General features: G+C 73.1%; 14 protein-coding genes. 5 read left to right on the top strand and 9 right to left on the bottom strand.

Features of this window, described 5'->3' with window-relative positions; translation table 11 throughout:
• The first annotated feature begins 7 nt into the window (after window positions 1-7).
• Window positions 8-799: a sugar phosphate isomerase/epimerase family protein gene (locus tag C9F11_RS15360; protein ID WP_138959832.1), complete on the top strand. Its 792-nt coding sequence runs from the start codon at window positions 8-10 to the stop codon at window positions 797-799.
• A gap of 63 nt (window positions 800-862) precedes the next feature.
• Here the strand turns inward: C9F11_RS15360 and C9F11_RS15365 are convergent, their stop codons facing one another.
• Together C9F11_RS15365 and C9F11_RS15370 are read right to left on the bottom strand one after the other, a co-directional pair.
• The gene (locus C9F11_RS15365; RefSeq protein WP_138959833.1) at window positions 863-1585 is read right to left on the bottom strand and encodes a MerR family transcriptional regulator; all 723 of its coding nucleotides are present in this window, start codon (window positions 1583-1585) and stop codon (window positions 863-865) included.
• Window positions 1582-2502 carry an EamA family transporter gene (locus C9F11_RS15370; RefSeq protein WP_138959834.1) on the bottom strand — a complete coding sequence of 307 codons (921 nt, stop codon included), beginning with the start codon at window positions 2500-2502 and terminating at the stop codon, window positions 1582-1584. The genes C9F11_RS15365 and C9F11_RS15370 overlap by 4 nt, the downstream gene beginning before the upstream one ends.
• A 155-nt stretch (window positions 2503-2657) precedes the next feature.
• Between C9F11_RS15370 and C9F11_RS15375 the strand changes: the two genes are divergently transcribed.
• The 3 genes from C9F11_RS15375 to C9F11_RS15385 all read left to right on the top strand — a co-directional run bounded on the left by C9F11_RS15375 (window position 2658) and on the right by C9F11_RS15385 (window position 6350).
• Complete coding sequence (locus C9F11_RS15375; RefSeq protein WP_138959835.1) at window positions 2658-3554, top strand: LysR family transcriptional regulator; 897 nt, start codon at window positions 2658-2660, stop codon at window positions 3552-3554.
• A gap of 361 nt (window positions 3555-3915) precedes the next feature.
• The gene (locus C9F11_RS15380; protein WP_138966525.1) at window positions 3916-5598 is read left to right on the top strand and encodes a glycoside hydrolase family 3 protein; all 1683 of its coding nucleotides are present in this window, start codon (window positions 3916-3918) and stop codon (window positions 5596-5598) included.
• A 131-nt stretch (window positions 5599-5729) separates the two neighbouring features.
• Window positions 5730-6350 (top strand): hypothetical protein, encoded by a 621-nt coding sequence (locus C9F11_RS15385; protein WP_138959836.1) that lies wholly within the window; start codon window positions 5730-5732, stop codon window positions 6348-6350.
• A gap of 132 nt (window positions 6351-6482) precedes the next feature.
• Here C9F11_RS15385 and C9F11_RS15390 read toward each other — a convergent pair whose 3' ends face one another.
• Both C9F11_RS15390 and C9F11_RS15395 read right to left on the bottom strand, forming a co-directional pair.
• On the bottom strand, window positions 6483-7892 hold the full coding sequence (locus tag C9F11_RS15390; RefSeq protein ID WP_138959837.1) for a S28 family serine protease: 1410 nt from the start codon (window positions 7890-7892) through the stop codon (window positions 6483-6485).
• 204 nt (window positions 7893-8096) lie between these two features.
• Window positions 8097-8489: a hypothetical protein gene (locus tag C9F11_RS15395; protein ID WP_138959838.1), complete on the bottom strand. Its 393-nt coding sequence runs from the start codon at window positions 8487-8489 to the stop codon at window positions 8097-8099.
• Window positions 8490-8649: 160 nt separating this feature from the next.
• Here C9F11_RS15395 and C9F11_RS15400 point away from each other — a divergent pair, with 160 nt between their 5' ends.
• Window positions 8650-9141: a hypothetical protein gene (locus tag C9F11_RS15400; RefSeq protein ID WP_138959839.1), complete on the top strand. Its 492-nt coding sequence runs from the start codon at window positions 8650-8652 to the stop codon at window positions 9139-9141.
• Between the two features lie 12 nt (window positions 9142-9153).
• Here C9F11_RS15400 and C9F11_RS15405 read toward each other — a convergent pair whose 3' ends face one another.
• From C9F11_RS15405 to C9F11_RS15425, 5 genes are all read right to left on the bottom strand, one after another.
• Window positions 9154-12933, bottom strand: coding sequence for an ABC transporter ATP-binding protein (locus tag C9F11_RS15405; RefSeq protein WP_138959840.1), 3780 nt, complete (start codon window positions 12931-12933; stop codon window positions 9154-9156).
• Between the two features lie 100 nt (window positions 12934-13033).
• Entirely contained in the window at window positions 13034-13960 is a 927-nt protein-coding gene (locus C9F11_RS15410) for a serine hydrolase (protein ID WP_138959841.1), read from the bottom strand.
• Window positions 13961-14094: 134 nt separating this feature from the next.
• Window positions 14095-15780: a thiamine pyrophosphate-binding protein gene (locus C9F11_RS15415; protein WP_138959842.1), complete on the bottom strand. Its 1686-nt coding sequence runs from the start codon at window positions 15778-15780 to the stop codon at window positions 14095-14097.
• Entirely contained in the window at window positions 15777-16751 is a 975-nt protein-coding gene (speB, locus tag C9F11_RS15420; RefSeq protein WP_138959843.1) for an agmatinase, read from the bottom strand. Before speB ends, C9F11_RS15415 begins: the two co-directional genes overlap by 4 nt.
• A gap of 236 nt (window positions 16752-16987) precedes the next feature.
• Window positions 16988-18436, bottom strand: coding sequence for a sodium:solute symporter (locus tag C9F11_RS15425; protein ID WP_138959844.1), 1449 nt, complete (start codon window positions 18434-18436; stop codon window positions 16988-16990).
• Window positions 18437-18529 lie beyond the last annotated feature (93 nt).

The following is an 18529-nucleotide window of genomic DNA, read 5'->3' on the forward strand; positions in this document are numbered from 1 at the left end:
CCCGGCCATGGAACTCGCCTTCTCCACGCTCGGCGTGCCCGGCCTGCCCGTCGCGGACGTGCTCCGCCTCGCCACCACGCACGGCTACCACGGCGTCGAGCTGCGCGCACATCCCGAAGAACCCGTCCACCCCGGGCTCGGTACCGCCGAACGAGCCGACGTGGCCGCCGCCTTCAAGGACGCCGGGGTTTCCGTGCTGGGGGTCGCCGGATACGCGCGGCTCGCCTCGGACGCCCCCGACGACGCCGTCCTCGACGAGGTGCGGGGGCTGGTCGGGCTCGCCCGGGACCTGGGGGCCCCGTTCGTCCGCGTCTTTCCCGGGGGCGGGGAGAACACCGACGCCGACGCCGACGCCGCCCGGCGGCTCGGGGTCGCCGCCGAGTTCGCCGCCGACGCCGGGGTGCGGGTCCTGATGGAGACCCACGACTCCCATCGCACCGGCGCCGACGCCGCCCGCGTCCTCGGCGCCGTCGGACATCTGCACGCCGGCGCCCTGTGGGACCTCATGCACACCTGGCTGGGCGGGGAGGACGTCACCGAGACCTTCGCCGCGCTCGGGCCCTATCTCGGGTACGTGCAGGTCAAGGACGTCGCCGGCGCCGATGACACCACCCCCGTCGCCCTGGGCGCCGGAGTCCTCCCGGTGGCCGAGTGCGTCCAGCTCCTCGCCCGCCGGGGCTGGGACGGCTGGCTGTGCTGGGAGTACGAGAAGCGGTGGCATGAGGATGCCGCTCCGCTCGCCGCATTGCTCGGCGGGGGGCGGGAGTTGCTCGCCCGGTTGGTGAGTGACAGCGCCTAGGAGTTCGCCACCCGTTCCCCGGTCTGTACTCCAGCCTGTCCTCTGGTGCCCGTTCCTTGTCGCCTACGGTCCGGCGTCCGTCACGTACGCGTGCAGGCGGCTCGTTCCCTCCAGGGTCGCCCTGGAGGTTTGGGTGAGGTCCCGCGTCCTGCGGTCCAGGGCCGCGCGCAGGGCCTCGCTGCCGCCCGCCCCGCGCAGGTCCTCGATGACCGGGCGGATCTGGGCCAGGGGGTAGCCCGCCTGGCGGAGCAGGCTGATCATGCGGGCGTCGCGGAGGTCCGCCGCGCCGTAGCGGCGGTAGTGGGTGCCGCGCTCCCGGGCGGGTGCGAGCAGGCCCGCCGACTCCCACACGCGCAGCGCCGAGGGACGTACGCCCACCCGGGCCGCCGCCTCCGACACGGTGAGCGGGGCGCGGGGGCGCAGACCCGGCCCGTCCACCGAGGCCTCGCCCGCGACCGCCTGGAGCGCCTCGGCCGTCGCCCGCAACGCCTCGCGCCGGGCGTGCAGTTCCGCGTGCGCGGCGTCCACCAGGGCCAGCGCCTCGGGGACGTCGTCCGCGTGCACCGCGCGCATGATCTCCCGCGCCGTCTCCGGGCCGAAGCCCCTCGCCAGCGCGCGGTACGTCAGGAGCGCCCGGGCGTGCACCGGACGGAAGCGGCGGTAGCCGGACGGGGAGCGCTCGACGGGCGGCAGGACCCCCGCGTCGGCGTAGTCGCGGACCAGCTGTGTGGACACGCCCGCGAGCCGGGCCAGGTCGACGGGGCGCAGGGCTCGCTCGGCGGTCATACCGGTGTCGCGGTTTCCTTCGGGGCTGCGGGAGGCATGGGCGCAGCGTACGCCGGGGGCTTCGGCGTACGGGCGAAGGAGGTCAGCGCCACCCCGCCGACCAGGAGGGCCGCCGCGCACCACTGGAGGCCGCTCACCGACTCGTCGAGGAACAGCGCCGACGACGACATGCCGAACACCGGGACCAGGAGCGTGAAGGGCGCCACCGTCGACGCGGGGTGGCGGCGCAGCAGCCACCCCCAGGCGCCGAAGCCGAAGACCGTCGCGACCCAGGCCACCCAGACGACGACGCCCGCTCCCTGCCAGTCGAGCGAGCGCAGCGCGTCCAGGTCGCGCGACGGGCCCTCGAACAGCAGCGAGAGGGCGAGCAGGGGCAGGATCGGGACCGTGCTCACCCACACCATGAAGTTCAGTGCGTCGGGAGGTGCCGCCTTGCGGGTGAGGACGTTGGACACGCCCCAGCAGGCGGCGGCCGCGATCGTCAGGCCGAAGGCGGTCAGCGGCCCTGACGCGCCCTCGTCGACCGCCGCCACGCCGATGCCCGCGAGCGCCACGGCCATGCCCGCCACGCGCAGGCGCGTGGGCACCTCGCCCAGGACCGCGAAGGCGATGAGCGCCGTGAACACCGACTGGACCTGGAGGACCAGGGACGACAGGCCCGCGGGCATGCCCGCGTCCATGCCGATGAACAGCAGGCCGAACTTCGCCACGCCCAGGGCCAGGCCCACGCCGATCAGCCACTTCCACGCGACCTTGGGGCGGCCGACCAGGAACACGGCGGGCAGTGCCGCGACGAGGAAGCGCAGGGCCGAGAAGAGCAGCGGCGGGAAGTGGTCGAGGCCGATCTCGATCACGACGAAGTTGACGCCCCAGATGGCGGTGACGAGCACGGCAAGGGCGATGTGGGAGGGACGCATGCGTCGAGGATCACTCGCCGGGAGTGTGTAGCACCAGCACGGATTTCTTCATGATTGGATTTAGCTGCGCTTAGTTTTTGGGTGCCGGTGGCGGGGGCGCCGCCCCGCCGGGCCGGTGGCGCCCGCGCGTTCGTCGTGACCCCAAGGAGGTCGCCTTGCTCGATCTGGCTCGGCTCAAGGCACTGCACGCCGTGTCCGTGCACGGGACCGTGGGCGCGGCCGCCGCCGCGCTCGGCTATACGCCCTCCGCCGTCTCCCAGCAGATCGCCAAGCTGGAGCGGGAGACCCGCACCACCCTGCTCGAACGCCGGGGGCGCGGTGTCGCGCTCACCGAGGAGGCGCTGCATCTCGCCGCCACCACGCGGGAGTTGCTGGCCATCATGGAGCGTGCCGAGACGGAGCTGGAGGAGCGGCGCGGCGTGCCCGCCGGGCGGCTGACGGTCATGGCGTTCGCCTCCGCGGCGCGCGGGCTGCTGCCCGGTGTCCTCGCCGAGCTCGCGCGGCGCCATCCGGCCCTGGACGCCCGGCTCTCCGAGGTCGAGCCGCATCTGTCGGTGGACCTCGTCGCCAAGGGCGTGGTGGACCTCGCGGTCGTGCACGACTGGGACATCACTCCGCTGGCCACGCCGCCCGGCGTCGACCAGGCCGTGATCGGCGACGACCTGTGCGACCTGCTCGTACCGGAGGGGCATCCGCTCGCCGGGCGGGACGCCGTGCGGCGCACCGATCTGAAGGGCGAGCGCTGGGTCTCGCAGCCGCCGGGGCAGATCTGTCACGACTGGCTGGTGCGGACGATGCGGGCCGCCGGGTGCGAGATGGACATCGTCCACCAGGCCGAGGAGAACCCCACGCTGATCGCGCTCGTCGCCGCCGGGCTCGGCATCGCGCTGCTCCCCCGCCTCGGGCGCGGCCCGCTGCCGCCCGGTGTGGTCGCGGTGCGCCTCGACCCGCTGCCGATGCGCCGTCTGTACGCGGTGTGGCGGACCGGCGCCGCCCGGCGGCCCGCGATCGCCGAGACCGTACGGGTGTTGCAGGAGGCCTGGCCCGCGTAGGCGCGGGCCCGTAGGGCGGCTCCTGGGCCCCACCGGCACCGCGCGCACCGACTTCGCGCGTTCCGCGCCCCTCGGGGAACCCGGAGGGCGGCCCGCTCGTCCAACGGACACGCTGCCGGAGAGTCTCGCGAGCGGTGTCGGCATCGCTGCTGGCTGCGACCGCTGACCTCCCTCTCCGCCGCCCGCGGCCGGCAGCGCGCCGCCACCGGTGCGCCCCCTCCATTGCGCCGGTGGCGGCACCGTCCCCGGCTCCCGGAGCCTTGACCCGCCGCACGGCACGGGATATCCGTGGCAGGTGCCTCACGACTCTCTTGACGCTGCCCCTGTCACCGTGGACGACCCGCGTGCCCTCCTGGCCCGCATGACGCTCGAAGAGAAGGTCGGCCAGCTCTTCGTCCTGCACGTGTACGGCCACCACGCCACCGAACCCGACCCCGCCGACATGGAGGTCAACGAGCGGGAGCTCGGCGTCCGCACCGCCGCCGAAGCCGTGGCCAAGTTCCGGCCCGGCGGGCTCATCTACTTCGGCTGGGCCCACAACACCCGTGATCCGCGCCAGCTCGCCACCCTCTCCAACGACGTGCAGCGCGTCGCCCTCGGGCAGTCGCCCGGGGTGCCGCTGCTGCTCACCATCGACCAGGAGCACGGCGTCGTCGCCCGCGTCGGCGCGCCCGCCACGCTCCTGCCGGGCGCGATGGCGCTCGGCGCGGGCGGCTCCCGCGACGACGTGCGCGAGGCGGCCCGCATCGCCGGCGTCGAACTGCGCGCGCTCGGCGTCTTCCAGAACTACGCGCCCTCCGCCGACGTGAACGTGAACCCGGCCAACCCCGTCATCGGCGTACGGTCCTTCGGCGCGGGCCCCGACGCCGTCTCCGAGTTCGTGACCGCCCAGGTCGAGGGCTACCGGAGCGCCGGGATCGCCACCGCCGCCAAGCACTTCCCCGGCCACGGCGACACCGAGACCGACAGCCACACCGCGCTGCCGCACATCCACCACAGCCGTGAGGAGTGGGAGGAGCTCGACGCCCCGCCGTTCCGCGCCGCGCTGGCCGCCGGGGTCGACGCCGTGATGACCGCCCACCTCGTCGTGCCCGCCCTCGACCCGGCGCTCGACCCGGCCACCCTCTCGTACCCGATCGTCACCGGCGTGCTGCGCGAACAGCTCGGCCACCAGGGCCTGGTGGTGACCGACTCGCTGTCCATGCAGGGCGTCCGCACCAAGTACGGCGACGACCGCGTGGCCGTACTGGCCCTGAAGGCGGGCGTCGACCAGCTCCTGGACCCGCCGCAGCCGGAGCTCGCCTGGAACGCGGTCGTGCGCGCCGTGCGCGAGGGCGAGCTGAGCGAGGAGCGCATCGACGCCTCCGTGCTGCGCGTCCTCGAACTCAAGGCGAAGCTCGGCCTCTTCGACGATCCGTACGTCTCCCTCGACGGCGTCGACGAGACCGTCGGCAACAGCGCCCACCGCGCCGCCGCCGACCGCATCGCCGACCGTACGACCACACTCCTGCGCAACGACGACGGCCTGCTGCCGCTGTCCCCCGACACCCACCGCGACCTGCTCGTCGTCGGCGCCGACCCGGTGTCCCCGTCCGGCACGACCGGTCCGCCGACCGCCGTCCTCGCCGCCGCGCTCACCGACCTCGGTTTCGACGTCGCCGTGCTGAGCACGGGGGGTGCGCCGTCCAAGGAAGCCGTCGACGACGCCGTGGCCGCCGCGTCGGGGCGTGCCGCCGTGCTCGTCACGGCCTACGACGTCACGGAGGGCGACGCGCAGCACGGCCTCCTCACCGCGCTGGCCGCCACCGGCGTGCCCGTCGTCACCCTCGCGGTCCGCACCCCGCAGGACCTGCCCGGCGCCGCCGCCCTCGCCACCTACTCCTGGACCGACGTCGAACTGCGCGCCGCCGCCCGCGTCATCGCGGGGCGCGCCCGGCCCGCGGGCCGCCTGCCGGTGCCCGTGCCGCGCCCGGACGCCCCCGGGCAGGTGCTGTACCCCCTCGGCCACGGCCTTTCGTACGAGCCGTACGCCGCGTCCGACTGACGGGCGTACCGGCCGTACGCAGCGCGCGTCCCGCCCCCTCGCCAACGAGCGCAAAGCCTCCCGAGCGCCTGGCGTGCCCGCGCGTGGCGGGGTCACGCTGGGTACACATGGTCATGGGGCGGGGGGCTGCCATGTGGACGACCAGGGCGGAAGCGGCGTGCGGGGGCGCGCTGCTCGCCGCCGCCCTGGTCCTGGCGGGATGTCAGAAGTCCGGGGGCTCCGACGCCGCGTCGGAGCGGCCCACGCTCACCGGCTCGCCCGCCGGGCACGGGGCCGTCTTCCTCGGTCTCGATGACTGCGCGTCGCGGGGGCGCGAGCGCGTCACGGAGGTGCCCTGCGGCAGCGAGCGGGCGGCCGCGCGCGTCATCGCCCGCCACGACGGGCCCGTCGGCGACGGGCCCCTGTGTCCCGCGCGCACCGACTACGTCCTGCACATCAGCGAGCGCCGGCCCGCCGTCGACGAGGACGGCGACGGGGAGGTGTCGCGCGGGTACGCCTGCATGCGGAACCTGGAGCCGCCGCATCCCGGGGATCCCGGCGGCGGGGGCGGGCCCCGGACCGTCGTGGGCGACTGTGTGTACGGGGCCGGGCGGGGCGAGGTCCGCGAGACCCCGTGCGACGGCTCGGGCCGCCGGGCCCCGGAGTACCGCGTCGTGGCGGCCGTGGCCGCGCGGTCGTCCTGCGCGCCGGGCACCGCCCTGTACGTATCCCTGGGCGGCCGCCACCCGGTCGGCTGCGCGGTCCGGGTGTGACCCTGCCGGGGGCCTCCCCGATCCCGCCCCTTCCCGAAACTGGGGCTCCGCCCCGGACCCCGCTCCTCAAACGCCGGAGGGGCTGGATCCTTCAGCCCCTCCGGCGTTTGAGGACGAGGCGCGGAGCGCCGACTACGGCCGCAGCGTCATCTGGTGCTTGCGCTCGCGGTCCAGCTTCGCGTCGTACGGGGCGGGCTTCGCCGCGGGGACTCCGGCCCAGGCGAGGATGCGCTCCGTGGCCTTGGCCTTGTCGGCGGACGTGAGCCCGGCGACGTTCGCCCCGTGGTTGCCGCCCGGCGCCGTGAAGACGTGGGAGTCGTGCTTGGCCCCGCGCGCGGGGCGGAACGGCTCCGCGCCCCACGGGTCGTTCTCCCCGTACACGAACATCATCCGGTGCGAGTGGTGGCGCACCCAGCGGTCGACGTCCTTCATGGCGTGCTTCTGGAAGGTCATCGGGATGTCGCGCGGCACGAAGTTCCGCGGCGGCTGGTAGCCGTAGCGGCTCAGGTCGGCGAGCCAGGGCTGCTTGATGTCGGGCGAGCCGAGCTGCGTGCCGGCCTGGTAGTAGTACGGGGTGTAGTACTCAAGACCCTGGTCGGCGTAGGAGGACCAGCCGCCGACGTCCTCGATCCAGTCGAACAGGCCCTGGTCGGAGGCCGTCGCGGCGGTCGGCACCTTCGCGCAGGCGGTCGCCGACTGCTGGTACTGCCAGAAGCCCCAGTTCACGTCGAGGACGACGGCTTCGAAGGCCTTGTCGAGATTGCCGATGGTCTTGAAGGTGTAGCCGTTGGCGGCCGCGTAGGAGGCGTACAGCTTCTCCAGGGGCTCCCGGCGCACCAGGGCCTCGCGCTGCACGGCCTCGATCTTCGTGCGGCACTCCTTGGTGCCGACGGTCGCGAGGAAGCGGTCGTAGGCGGAGTCTTCCTTGTTGTTCACGTCGTTGGGCGCCACGTAGGCGACGACGCCGTCCATGTCACGCGGGTAGAAGCGCTCGAAGTAGGTGGCGGTCATGCCGCCCTTGGAGGCGCCGGTGGACAGCCACTTCTTCGTGTAGATCGGCTTGAGGGCCTCGAAGATGCGGTGCTGGTCGCTGGCGGCCTGCCAGATGTCGAGCTTCTTCCAGTCGGCCGGGGCCGGGCGGGACGGCGTGAAGAAGCGGTACTCCATGGAGACCTGGTTGCCGTCGATGACGCGGGTGGGCTCGGAGCGGCCCGGGTTCACGTTCAGGCCGTAGCCCGAGGTGTGGAAGACGGTGGGCCGGGCGGTGTCCTTGTGCAGCACGGTGATGCGCTGCTGGAAGGTGCCCTTGGCGGGGTGCCGGTGGTCCACCGGCTGGCGGTAGTTCAGGACGAAGAAGCGGTAACCGTCGTACGGCTTCTCCTCGATGAGGCTCATGCCCTTGATGGCGAGGAGCCGGTCCTTGATGTCGGTCGTGGCTGCGGGTGCCCCGGGCGTGGCGGCGGTGGCCGCCGTGGCTCCGGTGAAGCCTATGGTGCCTATCAGCACCACGAGTGACAGCACCCATCTGAGCGCCTTGCGCATGCGTCCTCCCCTGTCGGCGCGGCAATTCCCCGGAACCTAACGGAGCAACTGGTCGCACACCAGGCCGCATTGGCGACATAAGGGCGCTACACCGCCATCTCGGGCGGAGGAAAATTCACTGAGGGGACGGTCGTGTCCGTCCAGCGGACGCGTGCCGGGTCCAGCACCAGGTCCGGCGCCAGGTCCTTGTCCGGCGCCGGGCGGTCAGCAGAGGATCCAGCCGGAGCTGACCCCTTGGCCGCTCACATCGCCCTTGATCCACACACAGCGGTGGCCCGCGTGCACCTTCACCGGGCCCGCGAGGCGCAGGAAGCGGCCGTGGTCCCGCACCGGGCGGCTCCCGCGCGCCTGCACGCTGACGGACATGGGCTTGCGGTTGCGGGTGCTCTTGGCATACGTCACGGCGCAGACGAAGCCGCGCTTCTTGAAGAGGACGACCTTGCCGGTGCTGAAGGTGAGGGTGCGGATCTTCTGGCCGGGGCAGACCGGGGCGGCCTGGGCCGCGCCCGCGCCGGGCCCCACCAGCGAGAACAAGAGGGCAGCGGTGACCGCGGCGGCACCCCCCGCCACGCGGCGCCGTATCCGACCACTCTCCACGATGACCCCTCCCGCCACCCCGGCATCAGCGTACGGACGTACGGACGCCGGACAGGCATCCGACGGTTGCGGAATGGTGCCTGCCATTTTCCAGGTTTGACACAACTTCCCGAAGCCACCCGTGGTCGAACGGAGCAGAACGTGAAAGGCAGGACATCCCATGACTCCGATACGTCCGTTACGCCGCGGCTCCGGCCTTCGCCGCGCCCGTCCGATCCTCGCCGCCGCCCTCCTCGCCGCCGTGGCCGCCGTGCCGTCCGCGGCCGCCGCCGAGCCGGGCCGGGCACCCGCCCGCAGCGGCAGCCCGGGACCCGCCTACGAGCGGGTCGCCCACTTCTACGGCGCGTACGTCGACATGGCGGGCGCCCCCGGCTCCGCCAAGGCCGCCGCCGCCCTGCGCACCTTCTATCTGACGCCCGACCTGCGCGAGCGGCTGCTCGACTGGGAGCGCCGCCACGACGCCGACGGCGTGCTGCGCGCGCAGAACGCGCCGACCGCCTGGCGCGTGACCGCGGGCGACAGCGGCATGGGCAAGACGACCTCCACGGTGCGCCTGACCTGGGGCACCGGCCAGAAGCACACGTACACCTATCTGACGGTCCAGTCCGACCTGGCGACCCGCAGGATCACGGACATCAGGTCGGCGTACTGAGCCCGGCCGGGCTCAGGCCTCCACCGGCTCCCCCACGAACGTGCGCCACAGGCGCGCGTACCGGCCGTCGCGGGCCAGGAGTTCGTCGTGGGTGCCGTCCTCCGCGACCCGGCCGTGGTCCATCACGATCACGCGGTCCGCGCGGGCGGCCGTGGTCAGGCGGTGGGCGACCACCAGCGTCGTGCGCTTGCCCGCGATGCGGTCGGTGGCCAGGTTGACCTGGGCCTCGGTGGCCAGGTCCAGGGCCGCCGTGGCCTCGTCCAGGAGCAGGACGTCGGGGTCGACGAGCTCCGCGCGGGCCAGGGCGATCAACTGGCGCTGCCCCGCCGAGAGGTTGCGGCCGCGCTCGGCCACCTCGTGCAGATAGCCGCCGTCGAGCGTGGCGATCATGTCGTGCGCGCCGACCGCGCGGGCCGCCGCCTCGACCTGCGCGTCGGTGGCGTCGGGGCGGCCGTAGGCGATGGCGTCGCGCACGGTGCCCGCGAACAGGTACGCCTCCTGCGGCACGACGCCGAGCCGGTGCCGGTAGGAGGTCAGGTCGAGGGACCGCAGGTCCGTGCCGTCGACGGTGACGCGGCCGCCCGTCGGGTCGTAGAACCGGGCGACGAGCTTGACCAGGGTGGACTTGCCCGCGCCGGTCTCACCGACGAAGGCGACGGTCTGGCCCGCGGGGATGCGCAGGTCGATGCCGCTGAGCGCGGTCTCCCCTGCGGCGGCGGTTTCGACGGCGGGGGCTTCGACGGCGGCGGTGGCCGCCTCGCCCGTGTCGCCCCCGTACGCGAACTCCACGCCCTCGAAGGCGATCTCGCCGCGCAGGGAGAGCACCTCAAGCGGCTCGTCCGGGGCCTTCGTCGAGGTCGGCTCGCGCAGCAGCTCCTGGATGCGGCCGAGGGACACGGTGGCCTGCTGGTAGCCGTCGAAGACCTGGGAGAGCTGCTGCACGGGGGCGAAGAACAGGTCGATGTAGAGGAGGTAGGCGACCAGGGCGCCGGTCGTCAGGGTGCCCGCGTCCACGCGGTGCGCGCCCACGATCAGGACGGCGACCACCGCGGCCGACGACAGCAGCTGCACGAACGGGAAGTACACCGAGATCAGCCACTGGCCGCGCACCCGCGCCAGGCGGTAGTCCTGGCTGCGGGCCGCGAACCGCGCGCCGCCCGTCCGCTCGCGCCGGAACGCCTGCACGATCCGCAGCCCGGACACCGTCTCCTGGAGGTCGGCGTTGACCACGGACACGCGCTCACGGGCCAGTTCGTACGCCTTCACGCTCGACCTGCGGAAGAAGTACGTGCCGACGACGAGCGGCGGGAGCGTCGCGAAGACGACGAGGGCGAGCTGGAGGTCGATCACGAGCAGGGCGGCCATGATGCCGAAGAAGGTGACGACGGAGACGAACGCGGTGACCAGGCCCGTCTGGAGGAACGTGGACAGGGCGTCCACGTCCGTCGTCATCCGGGTCATGATGCGCCCGGTCAGCTCCCGCTCGTAGTAGTCGAGTCCGAGGCGCTGGAGCTGCGCGAAGATCTTCAGGCGCAGCGAGTACAGGACGCGCTCGCCGGTGCGGCCCGTCATCCGGGTCTCGCCGGTCTGGGCCACCCACTGCACGGCGACGGCGACGAGCGCGAGACCCGAGGCCGCCCACACCGCGCCGAGCGCGGCCTGCGAGACGCCCTCGTCGATGCCGTGCCGGATGAGGACGGGCAGGAGCAGCCCCATCCCCGCGTCCACGGCGACGAGCAGCAGGCTCAGGAGCAGCGGGAGGCCGAAGCCGCGCAGCAGCCTGCGCAGGCCGTACGCCTCCTCGGGGGCGACGGCCCGCGCCTCGTCGATGTCGGGCGTGTCGGTGGCGGGCGGCAGGGCGTCGACCTGCGCGAGCAGCTCGGGCGTGGCCGGGGCCCCGGCGAGCGCGGCGTCCTTCGGCTCGCGGTCGCCCGTCCACAGGCGCGGGGTGATGCCGCGCTCGGCGTCGAACTCGGCGTCCAGCTCGTCGCGTACGGAGGTGTCCTCGACGGCGCCGGCCGCGCGGGGCGGGGCGGTGTGGCCGGGCGAGACGCCGCCCAGCTCGTCGGGGTCGGTGAGCAGGCGCCGGTACAGCGGCGAGGTGCGTTCGAGCTCGGCGTGCGTGCCGATGGCGGCGAGCCGGCCGCCGTCGAGGACGGCGATGCGGTCGGCGAGGCCCAGGGTGGAGCGCCGGTGCGCGATGAGCAGGGTGGTGCGGCCCTCCATGACCTGCTTGAGCGCCTCGTGGATCTCGTGCTCCACCCGGGCGTCCACCGCGGAGGTGGCGTCGTCGAGCACCAGCAGGCGCGGGTCGGTGAGGATGGCGCGGGCGAGCGCGACGCGCTGGCGCTGGCCGCCGGAGAGGGTGAGCCCGTGCTCGCCGACCTTGGTGGCGTAGCCGTCGGGCAGCTCGCTGATGAAACGGTCCGCCTGGGCGGCGCGGGCGGCCCGCTCGACCTCCTCGTCCGTCGCCTCCGGATGGCCGTACGCGATGTTGGCGCGCACGGTGTCGGAGAAGAGGAACGAGTCCTCGGGCACGAGGCCGATCGCGGCGCGCAGGGACTCCTGCGTCAGCTCGCGCACGTCGTGGCCGCCGATGAGGACGGCGCCGCGCGACACGTCGTAGAAGCGGGGAAGGAGCAGCGAGACGGTGGACTTGCCGCTGCCGGAGGAGCCGACCACGGCGAGGGTCTCGCCGGAGCGGATCTCGAAGCTGAGCCCGTCGAGGACGGGGCGCCGCTCGTCGTCGTAGGAGAACGCCACGTCGTCGAACTCGACGGTCGCCGGGGCGTCGGCGGGCAGCTCCTTGGTGCCGTCCGCGATGGCGGGCCGGGTGTCGATGAGCTCCAGGACGCGCTCGGCGCCCGCGCGGGCCTGCTGGCCGACGGTCAGGACCATGGCGAGCATCCGCACCGGACCGACGAGCTGCGCGAGGTAGGTGGAGAACGCCACGAAGGTGCCGAGGGTGATCTCCCCCTCGACCGCGAGCCAGCCGCCGAGCGCCAGCATCGCGACCTGCCCGAGGGTGGGCACGGCCTGGAGGGCGGGCGTGTAGCGGGAGTTGAGCCGGATGGTGCGCAGGCGGCCCGCGAACAGCCTGCGGCCGACCTCGCGCAGCTTCCCGGTCTCCTGCTCCTCCTGCCCGAAGCCCTTGACCACGCGCACGCCGCTGACGGCCCCGTCGACGACGCCCGCGACGGCGGCGGCCTGTGCCTGCGCGTACCAGGTCGCCGGGTGCAGCCTGCTGCGGCTGCGGCGGGCGATCCACCACAGGGCGGGCGCGACGGCCAGGGCGACGAGGGTGAGCGGCAGCGAGAGCCAGGCCATGATCGCGAGGGACATCGCGAACAGCAGGACGTTCCCGATGGTCATGGGCAGCATGAACAGCAGGCCCTGGATCAGCTGGAGGTCGCTGGTGGCCCGGCCCACGACCTGCCCGGTGGACAGCTCGTCCTGCCGCCGCCCGTCGAGCGCGGTGATCGTGTCGTACATCTCCGTGCGCAGGTCGTGCTGCACGTCGAGGGCGAGGCGGCCGCCGTAGTAGCGGCGGACGTACGTCATGACGTAGACGAGGACGGCGGCGCCGAGCAGGGCGCCCGCCCAGGGGGCCATGGCGCGGCTGTGGTCGCCGATCACGTCGTCGATGACGACCTTGGTGAGCAGCGGGACGACGGCCATGACGGCCATGCCCCCGAGGGACGAGCCGAGTGCGAGCACCACGTCCTTGGGGTAGCGCCAGGCGTACCCCCACAGCCGTCTCGCCCAGCCCTGCCGCTCCGGCCGCTCCGTCACCGCGTTCCTCTCGCCGTCCTGACCTGCCGAGAGGCCCAACACGGCGGGGAGCCGATTTCATCCCGCCGCAACAAACGCGGCGGGATGAAGGGGCTTTCCGTCAGGACTGCGGGACGGGGACCGACGCCTCCTTCGGGGTGTCCGTCGGGGCGTAGCGCTGCGGGGCCTGGGTGAGCGGGGTCAGGTCCTTGTGGATGGCCTTGGAGACCCGCTGGATGGTGTCGACGCCGTAGTTCATGGAGCCGTTGCCGTGGGTGAGCACGGAGATCGTGTAGTCGTGGCCGCGGCCCTTGAAGGCGCCGATGCTGTGCACGCGCCAGCCGTGCGTGGCCCGGGGCAGCCAGCCGTTCTTGACGTGGGTCTTGACGCCGGAGGGGGCGCCCGCCGGGGTGCCCCAGCGCTGGTCGCGGACGACCTGGTTCATCAGCTTCAGGACGTACGCGCGGGCGTTGTCGCTGAGCACGGAGTTCGGCGCGGTGACCAGGGCGAGGAGCTTCTGCTCGTCCTGGACGTTGATGCGGGTCAGACCCCAGTAGCCGCCCGAGCCGGGCACGGTCTTGGTCATCTTCGCGGCGGCGAGGAACTTCTTGACCTTGCCCGCGCCGAGCTGGCGCCACAGCGCGCTGGTGGCGTTGTTGTCCGACTTGGTGATCATGGCCTTGGCGAGGCTGGACTCGCGGTCCGTCAGATACCGGTCGTTCTTCTTCGCGTCCCACAGGAGCGTGGCGAGCACGGTCACCTTGACGACGCTCGCCGAGTCGAACGCGGTGGTGCCGCGCAGGGTGCACGTCGTCTTGGTGGCCTTGTCGTGGAAGCCGACGGCGATGGTGCCCTTGCGGTTCTTCAGCGCGGCGTTGATGTCCTTGGTGAGCTTCTTCGCCAGCTCCGGCTGGGCCGAGGTGCACGTGACCTGGGCCGTCGCGGCGGCGGCGGGGGTGGCGGCGGCCGTCCCCACGATCGGCACGAGAACGGCGGCGGCCGCACCCGCGCTCAGCACGCGGGCACGCCGGGATATGCGGTGAGTCATGGAGGTTCCCCCCGTAGTTCGGTACACGCGTGCGCTCCTGCCGCACGCGCATCCCATGACTCACCTACACGAGTGAATGGTTGTACGCAGAACAGTACTGTGACGAAACCGATCGCCGAGGGGGGTGGCCCTCCTCAGCCGAGGTGCGTCGGCGCGAACATCCGAAGCAGCGCGGGCAGCACGACGACGCTCGGCCCCGGCTCGGCCAGGGCCTTCGCCAGGTCGTCCCGCAGCCGCTCCGGCGACGTCCGTACGCCCGGCACCCCGAACGACTCGGCGAGCGCGACGAAGTCGGGCCGGGCCAGCTCCGTGGCGGTGGCCTCGCCGAAGGCGTCCGCCATGTACTCGCGCAGGATGCCGTAGCCGCCGTCGTCGACGATCAGCCAGGTCACGTTGAGGCCGTACTGCCTGGCGGTGGCCAGCTCGGCGATCGAGTACATCGCGCCGCCGTCGCCGGAGACCGCCAGCACGGGCCGCGTCGGGTCGGCGGCGGCCGCCCCGAGCGCGGCCGGGAAGCCGTAGCCGAGGCCGCCCGCGCCCTGCGCCGAGTGCATGGTGTTGGGGCGCCGCGCGTCGAAGGCGGACCACGCCCAGTAGGCGAGGATCGTCATGTCCCAGAAGGACGGCGAACCGTCCGGCAGGGCGGCCCGCACGGCGGCGAGCACGTCCTGCTCCAGGGTCAGCTCCTGCCCGTCGATTCGCTCGCGGACCTTCGCGAGGACGGCCGCGACCCGCTCGGGCGCGGCCGGGTCGGGCCGCTCCCCCACCGTCTCCAGGAGCGCGGTCAGGGCGAGCCGGGCGTCGGCGTGGATGCCGAGCGCGGGGTGGTTGGACTCCAGCTTGCCGGGGTCGGCCTCGATCTGGACGACCCGGCCGCGGGGCGCGAAGGTGTGGTAGTTCGAGGAGAGTTCGCCGAGCCCGGAGCCGACCACGAGCAGGACGTCGGCGTCCTCCAGGAAGTCGGTGGTGTGCCGGTCCTCCAGCCAGGACTGGAGGGACAGCGGGTGCTCCCAGGGGAAGGCGCCCTTGCCGCCGAAGGTGGTGACGACCGGCGCGTTCAGCTTCTCGGCGAGCGCGCGGAGCTTGCCGGAGGCGTCGGCGCGGACGACCCCGCCGCCCGCGATGATCACCGGGCGCTCGGCGCGCGTCAGCAGATCGGCGGCCACGGCGGTCAGCTCCGGGCGCGGCACGAGGTCGCGCGGTGTCGCGTCGACGGCGGTGACCTGCGGCAGCGTCGTCCCGGCGAGCAGCACGTCCTGCGGGATCTCCACCCACACCGGGCCGTGCGGCGCGGTGAGGGCCGACTCCCAGGCCGCCGCGATCGCGGACGGGATCTGGGACTGGGTGCGGACGGTGTGGACGGACTTGACCACGTCCCGGAACGAGGCCTGCTGGTCGCGCAGTTCGTGCAGATAGCCGTGGCGCCCGCCGCCGAGCCCGGCGACGGGGACCTGGCTGCCGATGGCGAGCACGGGCGCGCTCGCGGCGGCGGCCTCCTGGAGCGCGGCGAGCGAGGTGAGCGCGCCCGGCCCCGTCGACAGGAGCAGCGGCGCGACCTCGCCGGTCACCCGGCCGTACGCGTCCGCCGCGAAGCCGGCGTTGTTCTCCACGCGCAGGCCGACGTAGGCCAGGTCGGAGCGGCGCAGCGCGTCGAACATGCCGAGGGCGTGCTGCCCCGGCAGGCCGAACACGGTGGCCGCGCCGAGCCCGCGCAGGGTCTCGACGACGAGGTCGCCGCCGTTGCGCCCGGCGGGCGGGTTGAGGGCGGCCTCGGTCTGCGCGGCGGTGGGCCTCAGTTCCAGGTCGTGGTCGTGGGTCACTTGGCGCGGGCCTCCGCGATCTGGCGGGACATGATCGTCGTCAGTTCGTACGCGGTGTGGGACGCGGCCACCGAGGTGATCTCGGCGTGGTCGTAGGCCGGGGCGACCTCGACGACGTCGGCGGAGACCAGGTTGCAGGAGGCCAGGCCGCGCAGGATCTCCAGGAGCTCGCGGGAGCTCATGCCGCCCGCCTCCGGGGTGCCGGTGCCGGGCGCGAACGCCGGGTCGAGGCAGTCGATGTCGATGGAGATGTACAGCGGCCGGTCCCCGATGCGCTGGCGCAGCTGGTCGGCGACCTCGTCGGCGCCGCGCCGGTAGACGTCCGAGGAGGTGACGATGCCGAAGCCCATCTTCTCGTCGTCGGTGAGGTCCTTCTTGCCGTACAGCGGGCCGCGGGTGCCGACGTGGCTGAGGGCCTCGGTGTCGAGGATGCCCTCCTCCACGGCCCGGCGGAACGGGGTGCCGTGCGTGTACTCGGCGCCGAAGTACGTGTCCCAGGTGTCGAGGTGCGCGTCGAAGTGGAGCAGCGCCACCGGGCCGTGCTTCTTCGCCACCGAGCGCAGCAGGGGCAGCGCGATGGTGTGGTCGCCGCCGAGGGTCATCATGCGGGCGCCGGTGCCGAGCAGGTCGTCGGCGGCGGCCTCGATGGTCTCCACGGCCTCGTTGATGTTGAACGGGTTCGCCGCGATGTCGCCGGCGTCGGCGACCTGGGCGAGCGCGAACGGGGACGCGTCCTGGGCCGGGTTGTACGGGCGGAGCAGGCGGGACGCCTCCCGGATCGCGTTGCCGCCGAAGCGGGCGCCCGGACGGTAGGACACACCCGTGTCGAAGGGGACGCCGACGACCGCCACGTCCGCGGTGCCGACCTCGTCGAGGCGGGGGAGGCGGGCGAACGTCGCGGGGCCCGCGTAGCGCGGGATCCGCGAGGAGTCCACGGGGCCGCGGGGGGTGGTGTGCTCGGGGGTGGTCATGGTCGGTGTCTCCTGGTGGAACGAACGTACGTAAACAGTGTGAACCCTCACGGGTGTGCCCCAGGCCCGCCCCTTCCCGAACAAGGGGGCTCCGCCCCCTTGGACCCCCGTTTTCGGCGCTCCGCGCCTCGTCCTCAAACGCCGGACGGGCTACAAGTAGCCTCTCCGGCGTTTGAGGAGCGGGGGTCTGGGGGCGGAGCCCCCAGGAATCGGGAAGGGGCGGGGTAGGGGAAAGATCAGGCCGTCACGGGCACCTCCGCCTCGGCCTCGCGGCCGGCGACGCGTTCGCGCCAAGCCGCGAGCGTCCCCGCATCCGTGGGCCTCGTCGACAGGGAAACCCCCACGTACACCACGAGCGAAGTCAGCAGCCCGTAGTAGATGGGCTCGTTCGCGAGGATTCCGTAGTGCCACATGAGGCCGATCACGGAGAGCCCGCCCGCGACGACGGCGGCCAGCGCGCCCGCCCCGGTCCCCCGCCGCCACAGCAGCCCGCCGAGGATCGGCACGAGCAGCCCCCCGACGAGCAGGTTGTACGCGACGGTCAGCGCCTGGACGACGTCGTTGAGGGCGATGGAGACGCCGATGACGCCGACGCCCATGACGAGGATGAAGGCGCGGTTGCCCTTCACCTCGTCGTGCGGGTCCCCCTGCGCGGACGCGCCCCGCAGCCGCGACCAGATGTCGTTGTTGGCCACGGTCGCGCAGGCGATGAGCGCGCCCGACGAGGTGGACATCACGGCGGCGAGCGCGGCGGCGAGCACCAGGCCCCGCACGCCCATGGGCAGTTCGTCCTTGACGATGGTGGCGAAGGCGGAGTCGGGGCTGGGCAGGTTCGGGTACATGACCTTCGCGGCGGTGCCGATGACGGCGCCCGCGAGCGCGTAGACGAGGCAGTACGTACCGGCGACCGTGCCGCCCCAGCGGGCGACCTTGTCGCTGCGCGCGGTGAACACCCGCTGCCAGATGTCCTGCCCGATGAGCATGCCGAAGGTGTAGATCAGCACGTAGGTGAAGATCGTCTCGCCGCCGACGCCGAACGGCTCGAAGTACGCGTCGGGCAGCTTCGCCTTCATCTCGCCGAAGCCGCCCGCCTTGACGACCGCGATGGGGAGCAGCAGGAGCAGCACGCCGATCGTCTTGACGACGAACTGCACCATGTCCGTGAGCGTGATCGACCACATGCCGCCGAGCGTGGAGTATGCGACGACGATGGAGCCGCCGATGACGATGGCGAGCGTGCGGTTCACGTCGAACAGGACGTCGAAGATCGTGGCGTACGCGATGGTGGAGGTCACCGCGAGCATCAGCGTGTAGCCCCACATGACGACGCCGGACAGGACGCCCGCGCGGCCGCCGTAGCGCAGGTCGAGCATCTCGGAGACGGTGTAGACCTTCAGCCGGGCGATGCGGGCGGAGAAGAAGACGGAGAGGGCGAGCAGGCCCAGGCCGATGGTGAAGACCATCCAGGCGCCGGACAGGCCGTGCGTGTAGCCGAGGCCGACGCCGCCGATGGTGGAGGCGCCGCCGAGGACGATCGCGGCCATCGTGCCGGAGTACATCCACGGCCCGAGGCGGCGGCCCGCGACCAGGAACTCGCTCTTGGACTTGGCGCGGCGCATGCCCCACCAGCCCATGGCCAGCATCCCCGCGAGATAGACGACGATCACCGCATAGTCGACAGCCATGGGTACCTCTCCTTCACGCGCCTGAGGGGGACGACCTCGGTGTGACGGTCGACACGACCCTAGGTGGCCGGAAAGCATCGCTGAAGTGTACGT

This window comes from Streptomyces sp. YIM 121038 (assembly GCF_006088715.1).
Taxonomy (GTDB): domain Bacteria; phylum Actinomycetota; class Actinomycetes; order Streptomycetales; family Streptomycetaceae; genus Streptomyces.